This is a genomic window from Achromobacter sp. 10T422 (assembly GCF_056394065.1).
On the sequence record NZ_JBFTHD010000004.1, the window covers coordinates 563,755 to 578,154 of the forward strand.

The window sequence follows — 14,400 nt, forward strand, 5'->3', positions numbered from 1 at the left end:
ATGCTTTTAGCGGGTAATCAGGCACTAACTCGTCTAGTACACATGCATCTTGCAGACATCAAAATCGGCCTGAATTCAGGCACTTTTGGCCGATTTTTCAATCGCGGTCAAAAACCCTATGCATCTCCCATCGGCCGAATCCACTTCGACTCCCACAAGCCTTCGCCTCTTTCCAGCGCCGCACCCAGTTCTTTTTTGCGTCGCTGGGCAACCGCAGCAAGCAGCGCGTTGCAGACCGAAAACGCCGCGGTGTAGGAATCAAACGGCGACGCGCTGGAACATCGCGCGATCAACACGTGATGCGCCGACGCAGCGGCTGGCGCCGACGGCGCATCGGTCACCAACAGCACCTTGCCGCCCCGCTCGCGGAACACCTTCACCGCGTTGGCAGTGGCGATTGAATAGCGCCTGAACGTGAACGCCAACAATACATCGTTGTCGTCCACCCAAAGCAACTCGTCTTCCAAAAACATCGGGCTTGCGCCCCCCATGTGCCGCACGGACGGCAAGCACAGGTTCAGGTATAGCGCCGCGTGGCTCGCCAGCGGCGCCGCCTGCCGCAAGCCCAGGACGTGGACGCGCGCCTTGCGCTGGGTCAACACACGCACCGCCGCCTCAAACGCCGCTACGTCAATCGATGCGAACGTCTCTTGCAGATTGTGCTGGTCATGCAGCAATGCGTTGTGCAGGCAGGCCCTGGCCGACAAGTTGTCTGCGCCCACCGCATCCGCGCGTTCGCCCGGCGAGGCCAGACGTGCCGTGACTTCAGAGCGCGCCTCCATCTGCGCCTGCGGATAGCTGTCATACCCCAGCTTGGCCAGCAAGCGCACCACCGTTGACGCACTCGTGCCCACCCGCTTGGCCAATGCCGTGGCGGATTCCAGCAGGCTTTGCGGATAGCGGGCCTGCATTTCCTCGACCAGCAGGCACTCCGTCTTGCTGAGTTTCTTGCCGTAGCTGGCGATGCGTTGGTTCAGATTCATGGTGGCGGCAACATAGCGCTGCAACAGGACAAAAGGCGAACCTAGGTGATAACCCTAAATTCCACAAAATTCATTGCATCTTATATTTCATTCTGCAATGCGTATTGCAAGATAGTCCAAACAGATTGCCATCACAAGAGAGTTTCATGAAGCACCCCATCGCGGCGCCCTCGCTGGCTCGCCGTAGCCTCGTCCTTGCCGGCTTGGGCGCCGCCCTGCTGCCCCTGGCCGCGCGCGCCAATGCCTACCCATCGCGTCCCATTACGCTGGTTGTGCCGTTTCCTGCCGGCGGTTCGGTGGACCTGATCGGCCGCATCTACGCCGAGGCATTGGGCAAGGCGCTGGGCACCACCATCATCATTGAAAACCGCGACGGCGCAGGCGGCGCCATCGGCAGCCAACGCGTCGCCCGCGCCAAACCCGACGGCTACACGCTGGTTGCGTCGTCGCAAAGCTCGCACCTGGCCAACCCGCTGATGCGCAACGATTTGGGCTACGACCCGATCAAAGACTTCACATCAATTTCGCAGTTGTCCCGCACGCCCAATGTGCTGGTCACCAACATCGACGTTCCGGCCAAGACGTTCGCGGAATTCGTCGCCTTGCTGAAAGCGCGCCCCGACGAACTGCACTTTGCCACCGCCGGCATCGGCAGCATGGGGCAGCTCAACGCCGAGCTAATGAAAAACACCGTGCAGGTGCAGGCCATGCACGTGCCGTACCGCGGCGGCGCGCCGCTGATCAATGCCCTGCTGTCCAACCAGGCGCAATTTGCGCTGGACAACCTGGCGCCGTTCCTGCCGCATATCCAGGTAGGCAAAATGCGTGCACTGGCGGTGGCTGCACCCAAACGCCTGGACGCGCTGCCCGATGTGCCCACCTTCGCAGAACTGGGCTATCCGGTATTGAACTCCATGTCGTGGATTGGCCTGGCCGCCCCCGCCGGCACACCCGACGACATCATCCAAAAACTGCTGGCCGCCGTGCGCTCGGTGGCCCGCCAGGACGGCATGCCGCAAGCGTTGGAAAAAGCCGGCGCCCTGCCCCCCGAAGACCAGACCCCGCAACAGTTCACCTCCATGATGTCCGAACGGTTGGGCTTGTATAAAGACCTGATCGACCGCGCCGGCATCCGCCCAGAATAGGCCCTATCCCATGCAAAACCCTGCTTTTGAACCCGACACCGCGCCGCTTGAAGTCTTGCCGCGCGACCTCTCCGCCTACCGCGAAGGCAACACCGGCATTCCGTACGTGCACCGCTTTGAGTCCGGCGTGCCAGGCCCCCACGTGCTGATCAACGCCATCACGCATGGCAATGAGATCTGTGGCATGGTCGCCGCCACGCACCTGCTGGACACGGGCGTGCGGCCGAAGATCGGCACACTGACTGTCAGCTTTGCGCACGTTGAAGCCTACGAGGCCTTCGACATCAACCAGCCTTATGAAAACCGCCAACTGGTTCACAACCTGAACCGCATCTGGTCCGCCGCCATGCTGGACGGCGCCGAAGACAGCCCCGAGCTGCGTCGCGCGCGTGAATTGCGCCCGGTGCTGGACGCCGCCGATTTCGTGCTGGACATTCACTCTACCCGTGCGCCGGTGCAGCCCTTCTGGGTCTATAACGAGATGGACCGCAACACAGCGCTTGCCGCAGCCGTCGGCGCACCGCTGGTGCACCTGGTTATGCCACAGCACAAGTTCCCTGGCACGGGCGTCATGGGCTACGGTCACCACGGTGATCCCGACTCCGATAGCGGCGGCGCGCTGGTGGTGGAATGCGGCCAGCACTTCGCGAAGTCTGCGGCCGACCTTGCCACCGACGTCACCCTGCGCTTCCTGGCTCACACGGGCCTGATCGACACGCCCGCCGATGCCGTACCGCCGCCCGCTCCGCAACGCTACCGCCTGCTGGAAGTGCACATGGTGAAGTCCGAAGACTTCCGCTTCACGCGCCCTGTCATCGGTTTCGAAACTTTCAACAAAGACGAGCTGATCGCCATGAACGGCACCGAAGAAATTCGTTCGCCGTGCGACAACTGCACAATCTTCATGCCCACGCGCATGCCGATCGTGGGCCGCGAAGCCGTCTACCTGACCGTGGCTATCTAAGCCGTCAGCGTCCAGCCGGTTCCGCCAGCAAGCGTTCGTACACTTCTCGTGCGTTCGCAAAGCCCTGGGCCTGGAGCTGGCTGACATACGCATCCGACACCGGATGCAGCGCCACCTTCCACCGTTGAAGCAACGCTGCGTCCGGACGCAAAATCACTTTGCCCGGCGCCTGTGCGCCATCGTGAAAGGGCTGGTCCCATTGATTCCATAGCGGCCCGAAACGCGCCACCAGCCCATCGCCAGACAGGCTGTCGATCGCTTGCCTCACATCCGCAGGCAACGCGTCAAAGCGCGACTGCTTCATCACAATGAAGAAGGCAGAGGCATAGAACGGCACCGCCGTATGCCGCGTCATTTCGTCGTTGAAGCCCGCAATGGGCGTGCCCCAGTTCGTGACGATGCCGTCCAATTGATGGGCGCGTAGCGCGGGAATGATCTCGTCGGGTTGCAGCAACTTCGGAACGGCGCCCACGTGCTCAAGCATCATTGCGACCGTGGCGTTGGGCGCACGCAGGCGCAAGCCCTTCAAGTCGGCAGGCTCAGTCACAAGCGTGGCCTTGGTGTGAACCAGCCCCGGGTTGTGCACAAATAGCGCCAGCACTTTGAAGCCCTGGTATTCCTCGGCAAGCACGCCCTCTTGATACAGCCGCCACAGCGCCTTGGAACCGCTGCCCGCGTCCGCCACCACGAACGGCAATTCGACGATGGCGCTGCGTGGAAAGCGGTCGCCTTCCGCGCCGCGCAACCCAAGCGCAATATCCACTTCCCCGCTTTGCACCTGACTGGCCTGCTTGCGCACGTTACCCAACGGCGAACTGGCGTTCAGCACCTCTACCTGCACCTTGCCGCCCGTCTTGCGTTCCAGCTCGCGCGCCCAGGGCTCCACCAGGTCCACCTGGAAAAAGCTGTTGGCCCCAAGAAAGTGAGACATCTTGAGCCGGACGGTATCCGCCTGCACTGACATCCCGGCAAGCGCCAGCAGGATGAAAGCGCCCCAGCGCCAGCCTTGAATCGAACCCCGCATGATCATCAACCCCGTGTCATTTCCCAGGCCCCTGCCCAGGTCAATTCAACGGAGTGTGCTCAGGATCAAACGGCCTCACCAGACGGCAAGCCCGTTTGTAGGACCAAGCCGCGATCTCATGCAAGCGTGTCGGACGGAATCACCTGCATCCGACGCCCGCATGGCAATCAAAGATCGGGGATCAAGCGCTTGCCCAGGCTGATCACCTCGTCCTGCGAGAAGCCCAGGCTTTCGTAGAAGCCCTGCACGGCGGCATTGCCCGAGCGGATCAGCAAATTGATCTTCGGGCAGCCCATCTCAAGCAGCTTTCGTTCGACGGCACGCATCAGCACCGTCGCGTAGCCGCGCCGCTGGTGTGCGGGCGACACGGCCAGATAATTGATCCAACCGCGATGGCCGTCGTAGCCGCCCATCAACGTCCCCACGATCACGCCATCCGCCTCGCCCACCAGAAACAGTTCGGACTGCACCGTCAACTTGCGCGCGATGTCCTTCACGGGGTCGTTCCATGGACGCGTCAGGCCGCAGTCGCGCCACAACTGAATGATGGCGGCCTCGTCTGAGGGATGGTAGGGCCGGACGGCCAGTGCTTGCTGGGTCATGCTTCGTTCCTTAACGTAGGAAAACGAAGGCCCGAAGACTCCCCTCAATAGCCGCCGCTGGATGAAGCGCCAACGGACGTGAAAACAAAAAGGCCACGAGGGGTATCGTGGCCTTCAAGAGGAAGCGCCGAAGTTTCAGCGCCTGAACGTGACTTGCCACTCAACGTAGACGTCGAGTGACTCGTCGGTTGTCCGCGCGGCATGCCGGCGCGAATTTCGGTGCGGATTGCAGTTCGTTCATGCGGGCAAGCATACACGAGGGCCCGCGCCGCCGGCAAGAATGCGATCAGGTCAAAGACCGTGCCGGCAAGATGGAAATCAGATCAAAGACGGCGCCGGCAAGGTTCCTTCCATGACCACAACAGCTTGCCCCGCCACACCCGCCCACACGCCATCAGCGCGCGTTTCGGCGTGCGCCAGCAACAAGCTGGCGCGGCCCATGTCCACGCCCTGGCCCACGCGCAGCCGCAGCATGCCTTCGCCACGCAACGCCGCGCGCAACGCCGTCACCGCCGCGGTTGCGCTGCCCGTTGCCGGGTCTTCCGTCATGCGGCCGGTGAACATGCGCGCCTGGATGTCGGTGGGCGCATCCACCGTATCCGAGGCCGTGTCCGTGGTGTAGACGTAGATGGACTTTGCCCCGTCCAACGGCAGCAGCGCCGCATAGCCCTGCGAATCTGGCGACGCGCGGCGCAAAGCATCACGGCTGGCCAGTTGCGCAACCAGGAATATCAGCCCCACCGACACCACTTGCGGCGCGTGCTCTGACGTATCAATGTCAGACGCCTCCAGCTTCAGCGCCCGCGCCAGCGCCGCCGCCGACACCTCGCTTGCGCGCGACAACGGTTGGGGCGCCAGCAGCTCGACGCTATCGACGCCCTTGGCGCCCGACTTCAGTGCAATCCGCACCAGGCCTGCGGCCTCTTCAAACACAAAGGCGTCCGGGGCCGGATGGCCAGCGGTGATCATTTCGCGCGCCAGCACCACGGCGGTGCCAACGTTGGGATGCCCCGCAAACGGCACTTCGCGATCCGGGGTGAAGATCCGCACCCAGGCCGTGTGCGCCGGATCTTTCGGCGGCAACACGAAACTGGTTTCTGAGTAATTGAATTCACGGGCAATGCGTTGCATCTGCGCGGTATCCAGACCTTGGGCATCCAGCACAACTGCCAAGGGGTTGCCGCAATAGGTCTGGCTGGTGAACACATCGGCGGTGACATAACGGTAGCGCATGAGAAGCGTCTCTCTTCCTGGTTGAATGAGACGAGTATGCGGACACCATGGCGCAGCCAACAGACACAGAAGGGAAGGACTTTTCCCATAACAGCCCGCCGGGCTGACCCAGCAAGGCGCTTGCGGGCGCCTTGCCGTCACGTCACCCGCATCAAGCCGACAGATGCTCGTACAGGATCGTGGCCCCGATACCGATCAGCGCAATGCCGCCCAATATCTCTGCACGTTTGCCCGCCACGCTGCCAACCAAGCGGCCGACCATCACGCCGATCGTCACCATCAGCATGGTCGCAAGACCAATCGCCGCCGCCGTGATCCAGATGTTGTTTTCGATGAAGGCCAGGCTGACGCCCACCGCCATCGCATCGATGCTGGTGGCAAAGCCTGTGGCCGCCAGCAGCCAGAACGAATGGCGCACAACCGGCGCGGCCTCTTCGGGATCGTCCTTGTAGCCGTTGCGGATCATCATCGCACCGAGCACGCAGAGCATACAGAACGCAATCCAGTGGTCCCAATCGGCAACGAACGTCGCCGCGACGGAACCGAGCGCCCAGCCGATCACCGGTGTAATCGCTTCGATGACGCCAAAGATGACACCGGTGCGCAGGGCTTCGGACAGGCGCGGCTTGTGCAGCGCTGCGCCCTTGCCGACCGCAGCGGCAAACGCGTCGGTCGACATGGCAAAAGCCAGGATAAGGGTGGAAAGGGGATTCACGGGGGTGGCTCCGTCCGGGCGACACACACAGACTTTCCATATCGCCCGGACAAGGCTATGGAATAGTCCGTGGTCTCGCCAAGCCGAATCGGCCGTTGCGCCATGACCGAAAGGTCAAGAATGTTGACGCAAACCCTGTCAGCGCGGCTGACAGCAGGCTACTCCCCAAAGATGGCCGAAGTGTACCAAAACGCGCTTGCCAGCGCGCGGGTCGAGTACCCTGTACCACGGTGCCGCCCTCGCGGCCCGAAGCAGACTTACCCGGAAGGAATGCACCATGGAAAACCCTTTTGGCGACTCCGACGAACCCGCCATCGACCACCGTCAATATCTGGTCCTGATCGCGGCATCGAAAGACAACGCCTCACTCGCCCAAAAGCTGCTTGAAAACCTGAAGAAGCACGTCGACGAACGTGCTGCGCCCTTGTGGATCGACGCCAAAGGCATCGGCGTGCTGCTCACGACGGATCTGGTTGCCTCAGAGATCTGGAAGGAAATGTTCCAAAAGGAACCCGGCCAGGATTACGGCGACACGCGCAACATGCTGGTGCTGGAACTCGGCAAGGATTGGGCCGCCCGGCGCGACGACAAGATCGAACACTGGCTCGCCACGCATGTGGGCGACCCGCTGACGCCAGCGCCTAAACGACCGAGCCGGAAGCGTTGATCGTCGAGCAGTGAAACGCTGCGTTGATGCGTAGGCTTGATGCGCAGCTCAGATACCCGGCGTCGTTGCGAAGGCTTGATGCGCAGCTCAGATACTCGGCGTTGTTGCGAAGGCTTGATGCGCAGCTCAGATACTCGGCGTTGTTGCGAAGGCTTGATGCGCAGCCCTGTTACCCAGCGTTGATACGCAGCGCAGCGGCTACGCTGCGCCCGCAACGTTGCCAGCCCTACGCCGGATGAACGTGACGAGCAAATCCGTCACTTCGTCCGGCCGGTCCAGACTCGGCAAATGGGCGGTGTCCGTGAGCTCATGTCCACTACCGTTCGCCAGCATCGACGCCACCCGCTGGCTGCGCGCCTGAATGTTGGGAAAGTCACTGCATCCCCACATCACCATGGACGGTGCCCTGATCTCATTCAAACGTTGATACGTCGGCAAGTGGTCGACGCTCGGCCCGGTCGGTGGCGACCGCAGTACGCCCGCGTGCATCTCAAGAAAAAGCTGGCGCGCAGCGCCTTCGACTCGCCCCTCGGGTTCCAGCGGACCATCCAGGAACAGACGCGCCTTCAACGCGTTCACGCGATCCAGATCGCGAGCGGATTCGGCTTGCTTCAACGTAGCCATCGCTTCTTGAATGGCGGCGGGTTGGGCCAAGTCAGGCGCGCCCGGCACCGTCGGCGCAATCAACACCAGCCCGCGCACACGATCCGAGTGCAGCAGCGCGGCGTCGAGCGCCACGCGCCCGCCTTGCGAGCAACCCACCAGAATCACAGGCTTGCCATCCGCCAAGGCATCCATCACCGCCATCAGGTCCGCCACGGCGGAATGATCTTCCGGCGCGCTATGCGCCTGCCCAAAACCGCGCCGATCATAAGCAATCACCTTATTGCTAGAACTGAGCGCGCGCATCTGCGCCTGCCACATGCGGCGATCACAAATGGCGGCATGCAGAAAAACGACGGGGTCTCCGCTACCGGCGGTCTCGGCCGCCAACATCGCACGGCCAGATGGAATCTGAAGACGAAGCGTGTTCATGGGGCAAGGTGAAAGGAATGGCGAAGTCGAAAATATACCCTTCGCGCAGACAATCCGGCGCGGCAATCGCACGCGGACGACGACAAACGTGGCGAATGAACAGAACCGCTACGCCGCCTTCACGCCACGTGCAGATTCCCGATACGCAACGGCGCACATCGCGGTCACGACGAGGGTCATGATGATGGTGCATGCCAGAAACAACACACCATACGCAATGTCCGATACCTTCAAGCGGTTCGCCACATTGAGCATCATGACTTTGGCCAGGCCCGCTGACAGGATCAGCGCGAACAACGCGGCGGCCAGCGGCCAACGCTTGAACGGCATCGCCGCGCGCGCTTCCCGGAAGCCATACTCGCCCGCCACCGCGGCGCGCGGAAGGCTCAGCGCGTATACCGAGCCCGCATACAGCATCGGCACCCACAGCACCGCCAGGATGCCGAACAGCGTGACGAAGAAGCGGGTGTCGCCCACCCCGCCCATCGCAAAATAAATCACGATCGGCATGTCGGCCGTCGCTCGCAGCACTGCCGCCGCCACAATGATGAACAGCATCAGTAACGCCAGATGCTTTGCCTCGGCGTTGCCTCCGCCCCCCGCATCCACGGCATCGCCCAACACAATCAAGCGGTGCCAGGCAAAGGTCATGCGCGCCAACGCGATCATGTTGATCAGCGCCAGCACAAGAAACGCGTATTGAATTGACCCGAACGACCGTGACACCAGCAAGGCAAACGGCAAGCTCAACACAAAGAGGCCGAACGACCATGGCGCAGCGGCCACCATGCGTCGGCCTTGCTGCCGGATGACACCGAACGCCTCTGCAAAATAGCGACCCGCCGCAAGTGGCTTCGACACGGTATTCCTTGGTGTGGTGGATAGGTTCTTGGGCTGACACACCGGGGGCCGACTTGCCTGCTCCCAACATGATCCGCGAAGAATATACCTTACCGGCCCACCAGCGCCGCAATGGGCGAGAAGAAGAGCGGCTGCTAGCGATTGGCGTTGAATCGGACCAGCACTAAGGGCTAAGACCTAAGGCTTAATTGCACCCTCCCCGCCGGCTTTCATCGATGTGCTACGGTTTATCTGCGGATCACCCGCACAACAGGAGGCGAGATGAAAACCCAGATCAGCTTCAAAAAGACCGATGGTTCCGATGGTGTTGCACTGCTTGACGGCGATGCGTCAAGCACGCTTCAGGCCAAGCGGGAGCTGGCCAACAAGCTGGATCTTCCTGACATTGCCGCCTCGGCGGGTCAAGACGAAGACATCGATGCACGACTCCGCCTGGGTGGCATTGACCCGAACTCCATCAAGGTCAATCACATCAGCGAGTGATCCGCATCATTGGACACGTCCGGGGCCATCGCCCATGTTGCACGTGCAGGCATACAAAACGCCCCCGAGTTTGAACTGCACCCCAAAAGTTGGCCACCCGTCCAACCTTTGGGGTCAGTTCAGTTTTTTTAGCGGGGCGTTTTTTTGATGAGCGGGTTGACGACACGCCCAGCTTGATACCGACCTTCCAGTCAGCAGCCTTCAGGCAAAGCGTGGCTGGGGACTTGGACATCCGCCTCGATATGCCAATAACGCTCTGGCCTGCGCAGGTCGTCCGGCACTCCGTTGAACGCCTTCAGCTGCGACACGTAGGCCGCAATGGCCACTTCCTTGCTGCCTAAATCGGCCTGGCCGCACGCAGGCGTCAACACCATGCCCCGGCCATACAGCTGCACCAGACGCGCTTGCACGACGCCGCTATGCGCCCGGTACGGCGCGTCTTCGTAGAAGAACCAGGCAATGTCAGGAAGGAGCTGCCTGACGCGTAGCGCGGCCTCGCTGACCCGAAGATGATCTCCATGGAAGAGCCCAAGCGGAATGCCCACCCTGCCCGGCGCCAAGTCGATCACGGTACTCAGCAGAGACTCCATCAGCGCCGGCATGGCGTGATCGGGATGCTCAAGATACTGGCAGTCAATGAACCCCAACGAACGCCCGCAACAGCGTATGGCCTCCAGCGCGCGGCAGTCTTCGGCTTCACGCGCACGCATGGCGTCTGCCGCACTAAGAAAGCCACATTCTCGATCCCACTCAGTAAGGATTCCCCCTTCGTGCGGCACCCCGGTAAAGACCGTCACAACGGTGCTGCCGGCACTGTGAGAAAGCAAGCTGCCACAGCTGAACACCGCGTCATCGAGGTGAGGCGAAATGATGACGAGCGGCCCATTCGGGACCATGGGGCTAAAGGCCGCGTTGGAGAGATTCAGATCGTAGGGCATTCGATTGCGGGATAGAGGCATCGACGTGGTGCTCAAGCAATAGCAAGCCGCATTCCCGCCTTTCGATCTCTCTGGCCACCGTGCGCGAACGGCAAGCGCATTCGCACAGAATCAAGAAAATAAACAGCCAACAATGAGAAAGGGGGTTAGTGATTTTCATCACTAACCCCCTTAGGGTATTGCTGGTCGGGACGGCGGGATTCGAACTCGCGACCCCTTGCACCCCATGCAAGTGCGCTACCAGGCTGCGCTACGCCCCGAAAGAAAAAGAGTATAGCAGAACAAAAATAAGTTTGCACGCATTGGTGCAAAAAAAGTGCTGAATACTCAAAAAAATTTGCGCCTCGTGTTCGTCGCTTGCACTAACGTCATGCAAAGCGGCGCGCGAGGCGCAACGTACTGCGGTGTGCAATGCGCATGGCTTCAAGAGCAACGCGCGTTGCGGGTACTGCGATCAATCAAACCATCTTGGACGACGAGGAAATCAACGCGCTCAAGCCGTGGTGCTGGCGTTGCTGCTGGCGTTGGCGGACACGTTGGCAGGCAAGCCCAAAGCATCGGCAAGCATCGTCGAAACGTTGCCGAGCTCGTTGCGCAAGGCTTGCATCTCGGCGCCCGACAAACGCACGGCGGCGTCTTGATCGTGCGGCATATCGCGCGCATCGCCCAAGCGATTGCGAGCGCCGCTGATCGTGAAGCCTTGTTCGTACAGCAAGGAACGGATGCGGCGGATCAGCAGCACTTCGTGGTGCTGATAGTAGCGGCGGTTGCCGCGCCGCTTCACCGGCTTGAGCTGCGTGAATTCCTGTTCCCAGTACCGCAAGACGTGAGGCTTGACGCCACACAGCTCGCTGACTTCACCAATGGTGAAGTAACGCTTGGCGGGAATGGGCGGTAGGGTAACGGTGGATTCAGTACGTGTCATAAGCGAATTTTATGCCGCGAAGGCGCCGAGAGCCGATAACAATTACCGACAAAGCGTATCACTCCGCGGCGTCGGGTGCAGCAGGGGTTGCCTGCTCCACCACGCTCTTGAGTTTCTGACTCGCGTGGAACGTAACCACGCGGCGTGCGGCGATGGGAATGGTCTCGCCGGTCTTGGGGTTGCGGCCCGGGCGCGGCGGTTTGTCGCGCACCTGGAAGTTGCCAAAGCCCGAGAGCTTGACGGAGTCTCCGCGCGCCAGGGCGTCACGGATTTCTTCGAAGAAAGTATCGACGATGTCCTTGGCCTCGCGCTTGTTCAGACCGACCCGCTCAAAGAGCAGTTCGGCCAGCTCAGCCTTGGTCAAGGTGCGTGGCTCGGCAGCAAGCATACTGTTCCCCATGGTTCATGTACGCTGGCGCGCGCCGTGAGCACTGACCAATGCATCCTTGATGCGGGACAGGCATTCCGCCACACGGGCTTCGTCCAGAGTGACTTCAGTGTCCTGTAGCCAGAATCGGAAAGCAAGGCTTTTCTCGGTGACGGGCTCGCTGCCGTGGGCCTTCTCGCGCCACACGTCGAACACGCGCACGTMCTGCACCACAGCCAGTTGCGCATCCGCTTTGACGGCGGCGGCAACGGTGTCGAGCATGGCTTGCGTGGACACGGGAGCATCGACCCACAAGGCCAGATCGCGCACCACCACCGGCTGGCGAGAGAGCTCGCGCACTTGCGGCAACTCACCTTCGGACAAGGCGTCAACATCGAGTTCGAAGACGACGGGCGCATGCGCCAGGTCTGCTTGCTGCGCCCAACGCGGATGCAGTTCACCGACCCAACCCACTTGCTTGCCGTCCAACTCGATGCGAGCGCTGCGGCCCGGATGCAGCGCCGGATGCGCAGCGGCTTCAAAACGCAGACGGCGGCCGCGTGCGCCGAACAGCGCTTCGACATCCATCTTCACATCAAAGAAGTCCACTTGACGCGTGGCCACGCCCCACTGCTCTTCAACCGCCGGGCCCCACGCAGCACCCGACAAACGCATCGGTTGACGCACGCCGGCCACTTCCAGCGGACCATCCTGTGCGGATGCATCACGCATGAACACGCGGCCCAATTCAAACACACGCACGCGCGACTGCTTGCGGTTGGCGTTGTGGCGAATGTTGGCGATCAGGCCGCCGATCAGGCTCGAACGCATGACCGACAGATGGCTTGCAATCGGGTTCACCAGACGCACGGGCGTGTCGTTACCAGCGTAGTCGCGCTCCCAATCTGCTTCGACGAAGCTGTAGTTGACGACTTCCTGGTAGTCCTGCGCAGCGGTCAGGCGGCGCAGCGCGTGCGCACCGCGATGCACTTCGGGCTGCGAGAACATCTTCGCGCGCGCCATCGGCGGCACGTCAGGAATGCTTTCGAAACCGTAGATGCGGGCCACTTCTTCGATCAGGTCTTCTTCGATTTCCAGATCGAAACGGTACGACGGCGGGCTGACAATGAAGTCGTCGCCTTCGACCGTGAATTCCAGACCCAGGCTGGCGAAAATCTTCGCGACCTGCTCTTGCGTGACGGGCACGCCCAGCACGCGATGGCAACGCGCCAGGCGCATGCGCACAGGCGGACGCGCCGGCAGGTTGACGATCTGGTCGTCGATGGGGCCGACCTGGCCGCCACAGATGTCGACGATCAGGCGGGTGATGAATTCAAGGTGTTCGGGAATGCTGGCGTAGTCCACGCCACGCTCGAAGCGATGGCTGGCCTCCGAGCTGAACTTGTAGCGGCGCGCGCGGCCGGCGATGGCTTGCGGCCACCAGAACGCGGCTTCCAGATAGATGTTCTGCGTGTCCAGCGTGACCGAGGTTGCTTCGCCACCCATGATGCCGGCCAGGCTTTCCACCTGATCGCCGGCCACGACCACGCCGACCTTCGGGTCGAGCGTGATGGTCTGGCCGTTCAGCAGTTCAAGGGTCTCGCCTTCGCGCGCCCAGCGCACGGAGATATCGCCGCCGATCTTGTCCAGATCGAACACATGCGACGGGCGGCCCAGCTCAAGCATGACGTAGTTGGAGATATCCACCAGCGCAGACAGCGAGCGTTGGCCCGCGCGCTCCAGGCGCGTCTTCATCCAGTCGGGCGTTGCCGCGCGGGCGTTCACGCCGCGGATCACACGGCCACCAAAACGGCCGCACAAGTCAGGCGCTTCAATCTTGACGGGCAGGCGCTCATCCAGCGTGACCGGCACGGCGACGGCCGTCGGCACGGACAACGGCGCACCCGTCAGGGCAGCGACTTCGCGCGCCACGCCAAGGATCGACAGGCAGTCGGCGCGATTGGGCGTGAGCTTGAGCGTGAAGAGCGTGTCGTCCAAGTCCAGCGCTTCGCGGATGGACTGGCCGGGCACCATGTCGGCGGGCAGTTCCAGCAGCCCAGCGTGGTCTTGCGACAAGCCCAGTTCGCGGGCCGAGCACAACATGCCCGACGATTGCACGCCGCGCATTTTCGCTACGCCAATCTTCATGCCGCCAGGCAGTTCTGCGCCCACGCGAGCCAGCGGCACTTTCAGGCCGGCGGCAGCGTTCGGCGCGCCGCACACGATTTGCAGGCGCTCGCCGGAACCATCGTCCACTTGGCAAACGCGCAGCTTATCGGCGTCGGGATGCGGAGCGATCTCGACGATGTGGCCCACAACCACGCCAGTGAAGGCAGGTGCGGCGGGCGCGGTGTCTTCGACTTCCAGGCCAGCCATGGTGAGCCGGTGCGCGAGTTCGTCGGTTGCGATCGGAGGGTTGACCAGCGTACGCAGCCAGGATTCGGGAAATTGCATGATC

Annotated in this window: 15 protein-coding genes, 1 tRNA gene and 1 riboswitch; of the genes, 4 read left to right on the forward strand and 12 right to left on the reverse strand. The window is 62.0% G+C overall.

Annotated elements, in window-relative coordinates:
- Positions 1 to 116: 116 nt before the first annotated feature.
- Positions 117 to 983 carry a MurR/RpiR family transcriptional regulator gene (locus AC1DB0_RS13155; protein WP_476758682.1) on the reverse strand — a complete coding sequence of 289 codons (867 nt, stop codon included), beginning with the start codon at positions 981 to 983 and terminating at the stop codon, positions 117 to 119.
- Between the two features lie 146 nt (positions 984 to 1,129).
- Here AC1DB0_RS13155 and AC1DB0_RS13160 point away from each other — a divergent pair, with 146 nt between their 5' ends.
- Positions 1,130 to 2,128, forward strand: coding sequence for a Bug family tripartite tricarboxylate transporter substrate binding protein (locus tag AC1DB0_RS13160; RefSeq protein WP_476757031.1), 999 nt, complete (start codon positions 1,130 to 1,132; stop codon positions 2,126 to 2,128).
- A gap of 10 nt (positions 2,129 to 2,138) precedes the next feature.
- The gene (locus AC1DB0_RS13165) at positions 2,139 to 3,092 is read left to right on the forward strand and encodes a M14 family metallopeptidase (RefSeq protein WP_346552697.1); all 954 of its coding nucleotides are present in this window, start codon (positions 2,139 to 2,141) and stop codon (positions 3,090 to 3,092) included.
- A 4-nt stretch (positions 3,093 to 3,096) separates the two neighbouring features.
- Here AC1DB0_RS13165 and AC1DB0_RS13170 read toward each other — a convergent pair whose 3' ends face one another.
- The 4 genes from AC1DB0_RS13170 to mntP form a co-directional block, all read right to left on the reverse strand.
- Positions 3,097 to 4,116: a TRAP transporter substrate-binding protein gene (locus AC1DB0_RS13170; RefSeq protein ID WP_476757032.1), complete on the reverse strand. Its 1,020-nt coding sequence runs from the start codon at positions 4,114 to 4,116 to the stop codon at positions 3,097 to 3,099.
- A gap of 167 nt (positions 4,117 to 4,283) precedes the next feature.
- The gene (locus tag AC1DB0_RS13175; RefSeq protein WP_476757033.1) at positions 4,284 to 4,718 is read right to left on the reverse strand and encodes a GNAT family acetyltransferase; all 435 of its coding nucleotides are present in this window, start codon (positions 4,716 to 4,718) and stop codon (positions 4,284 to 4,286) included.
- 318 nt (positions 4,719 to 5,036) lie between these two features.
- Positions 5,037 to 5,951 carry a PhzF family phenazine biosynthesis protein gene (locus AC1DB0_RS13180; RefSeq protein WP_476757034.1) on the reverse strand — a complete coding sequence of 305 codons (915 nt, stop codon included), beginning with the start codon at positions 5,949 to 5,951 and terminating at the stop codon, positions 5,037 to 5,039.
- Positions 5,952 to 6,102: 151 nt separating this feature from the next.
- Positions 6,103 to 6,666 carry a manganese efflux pump MntP gene (gene mntP / locus AC1DB0_RS13185; RefSeq protein ID WP_054422313.1) on the reverse strand — a complete coding sequence of 188 codons (564 nt, stop codon included), beginning with the start codon at positions 6,664 to 6,666 and terminating at the stop codon, positions 6,103 to 6,105.
- Positions 6,667 to 6,668: 2 nt separating this feature from the next.
- A riboswitch (yybP-ykoY riboswitch) is annotated at positions 6,669 to 6,845 on the reverse strand.
- Between the two features lie 98 nt (positions 6,846 to 6,943).
- On the opposite strand from mntP, the gene AC1DB0_RS13190 reads away from it, so the two are divergent.
- Entirely contained in the window at positions 6,944 to 7,333 is a 390-nt protein-coding gene (locus AC1DB0_RS13190) for a hypothetical protein (protein WP_175169849.1), read from the forward strand.
- 198 nt (positions 7,334 to 7,531) lie between these two features.
- On the opposite strand, the gene AC1DB0_RS13195 is transcribed toward AC1DB0_RS13190, so the two are convergent.
- On the reverse strand, positions 7,532 to 8,368 hold the full coding sequence (locus AC1DB0_RS13195) for an alpha/beta fold hydrolase (protein ID WP_476757035.1): 837 nt from the start codon (positions 8,366 to 8,368) through the stop codon (positions 7,532 to 7,534).
- A 108-nt stretch (positions 8,369 to 8,476) separates the two neighbouring features.
- Entirely contained in the window at positions 8,477 to 9,229 is a 753-nt protein-coding gene (locus AC1DB0_RS13200; RefSeq protein WP_476757036.1) for a hypothetical protein, read from the reverse strand.
- Between the two features lie 261 nt (positions 9,230 to 9,490).
- Between AC1DB0_RS13200 and AC1DB0_RS13205 the strand changes: the two genes are divergently transcribed.
- Positions 9,491 to 9,712 carry a hypothetical protein gene (locus tag AC1DB0_RS13205; RefSeq protein ID WP_054422317.1) on the forward strand — a complete coding sequence of 74 codons (222 nt, stop codon included), beginning with the start codon at positions 9,491 to 9,493 and terminating at the stop codon, positions 9,710 to 9,712.
- Between the two features lie 191 nt (positions 9,713 to 9,903).
- On the opposite strand, the gene AC1DB0_RS13210 is transcribed toward AC1DB0_RS13205, so the two are convergent.
- The 5 genes from AC1DB0_RS13210 to pheT all read right to left on the reverse strand — a co-directional run bounded on the left by AC1DB0_RS13210 (position 9,904) and on the right by pheT (position 14,396).
- A complete protein-coding gene (locus tag AC1DB0_RS13210) occupies positions 9,904 to 10,650 on the reverse strand; it encodes a PIG-L deacetylase family protein (RefSeq protein ID WP_476757037.1) in 747 nt (248 codons plus the stop codon).
- A 183-nt stretch (positions 10,651 to 10,833) separates the two neighbouring features.
- A tRNA-Pro gene (locus tag AC1DB0_RS13215) sits at positions 10,834 to 10,910 on the reverse strand.
- A 233-nt stretch (positions 10,911 to 11,143) separates the two neighbouring features.
- Entirely contained in the window at positions 11,144 to 11,575 is a 432-nt protein-coding gene (locus tag AC1DB0_RS13220) for a MerR family transcriptional regulator (protein ID WP_054422320.1), read from the reverse strand.
- Positions 11,576 to 11,633: 58 nt separating this feature from the next.
- Positions 11,634 to 11,975: an integration host factor subunit alpha gene (locus tag AC1DB0_RS13225; protein WP_006218744.1), complete on the reverse strand. Its 342-nt coding sequence runs from the start codon at positions 11,973 to 11,975 to the stop codon at positions 11,634 to 11,636.
- A gap of 3 nt (positions 11,976 to 11,978) precedes the next feature.
- Positions 11,979 to 14,396, reverse strand: a complete 2,418-nt coding sequence (gene pheT / locus AC1DB0_RS13230) for a phenylalanine--tRNA ligase subunit beta (protein ID WP_476758683.1) — start codon at positions 14,394 to 14,396, stop codon at positions 11,979 to 11,981.
- Positions 14,397 to 14,400: the final 4 nt, after the last annotated feature.

Excerpts from the sequence above, each read along its gene's own strand:
- AC1DB0_RS13155 (WP_476758682.1), bottom strand. The coding sequence starts at position 983 with ATGAATCTGAACCAACGCATCGCCAGCTACGGCAAGAAACTCAGCAAG.
- AC1DB0_RS13160 (WP_476757031.1), top strand. The coding sequence starts at position 1,130 with ATGAAGCACCCCATCGCGGCGCCCTCGCTGGCTCGCCGTAGCCTCGTC.
- AC1DB0_RS13165 (WP_346552697.1), top strand. The coding sequence starts at position 2,139 with ATGCAAAACCCTGCTTTTGAACCCGACACCGCGCCGCTTGAAGTCTTG.
- AC1DB0_RS13170 (WP_476757032.1), bottom strand. The coding sequence starts at position 4,116 with ATGCGGGGTTCGATTCAAGGCTGGCGCTGGGGCGCTTTCATCCTGCTG.
- AC1DB0_RS13175 (WP_476757033.1), bottom strand. The coding sequence starts at position 4,718 with ATGACCCAGCAAGCACTGGCCGTCCGGCCCTACCATCCCTCAGACGAG.
- AC1DB0_RS13180 (WP_476757034.1), bottom strand. The coding sequence starts at position 5,951 with ATGCGCTACCGTTATGTCACCGCCGATGTGTTCACCAGCCAGACCTAT.
- AC1DB0_RS13190 (WP_175169849.1), top strand. The coding sequence starts at position 6,944 with ATGGAAAACCCTTTTGGCGACTCCGACGAACCCGCCATCGACCACCGT.
- AC1DB0_RS13195 (WP_476757035.1), bottom strand. The coding sequence starts at position 8,368 with ATGAACACGCTTCGTCTTCAGATTCCATCTGGCCGTGCGATGTTGGCG.
- AC1DB0_RS13205 (WP_054422317.1), top strand. The coding sequence starts at position 9,491 with ATGAAAACCCAGATCAGCTTCAAAAAGACCGATGGTTCCGATGGTGTT.
- AC1DB0_RS13210 (WP_476757037.1), bottom strand. The coding sequence starts at position 10,650 with ATGCCCTACGATCTGAATCTCTCCAACGCGGCCTTTAGCCCCATGGTC.
- AC1DB0_RS13220 (WP_054422320.1), bottom strand. The coding sequence starts at position 11,575 with ATGACACGTACTGAATCCACCGTTACCCTACCGCCCATTCCCGCCAAG.
- AC1DB0_RS13225 (WP_006218744.1), bottom strand. The coding sequence starts at position 11,975 with ATGGGGAACAGTATGCTTGCTGCCGAGCCACGCACCTTGACCAAGGCT.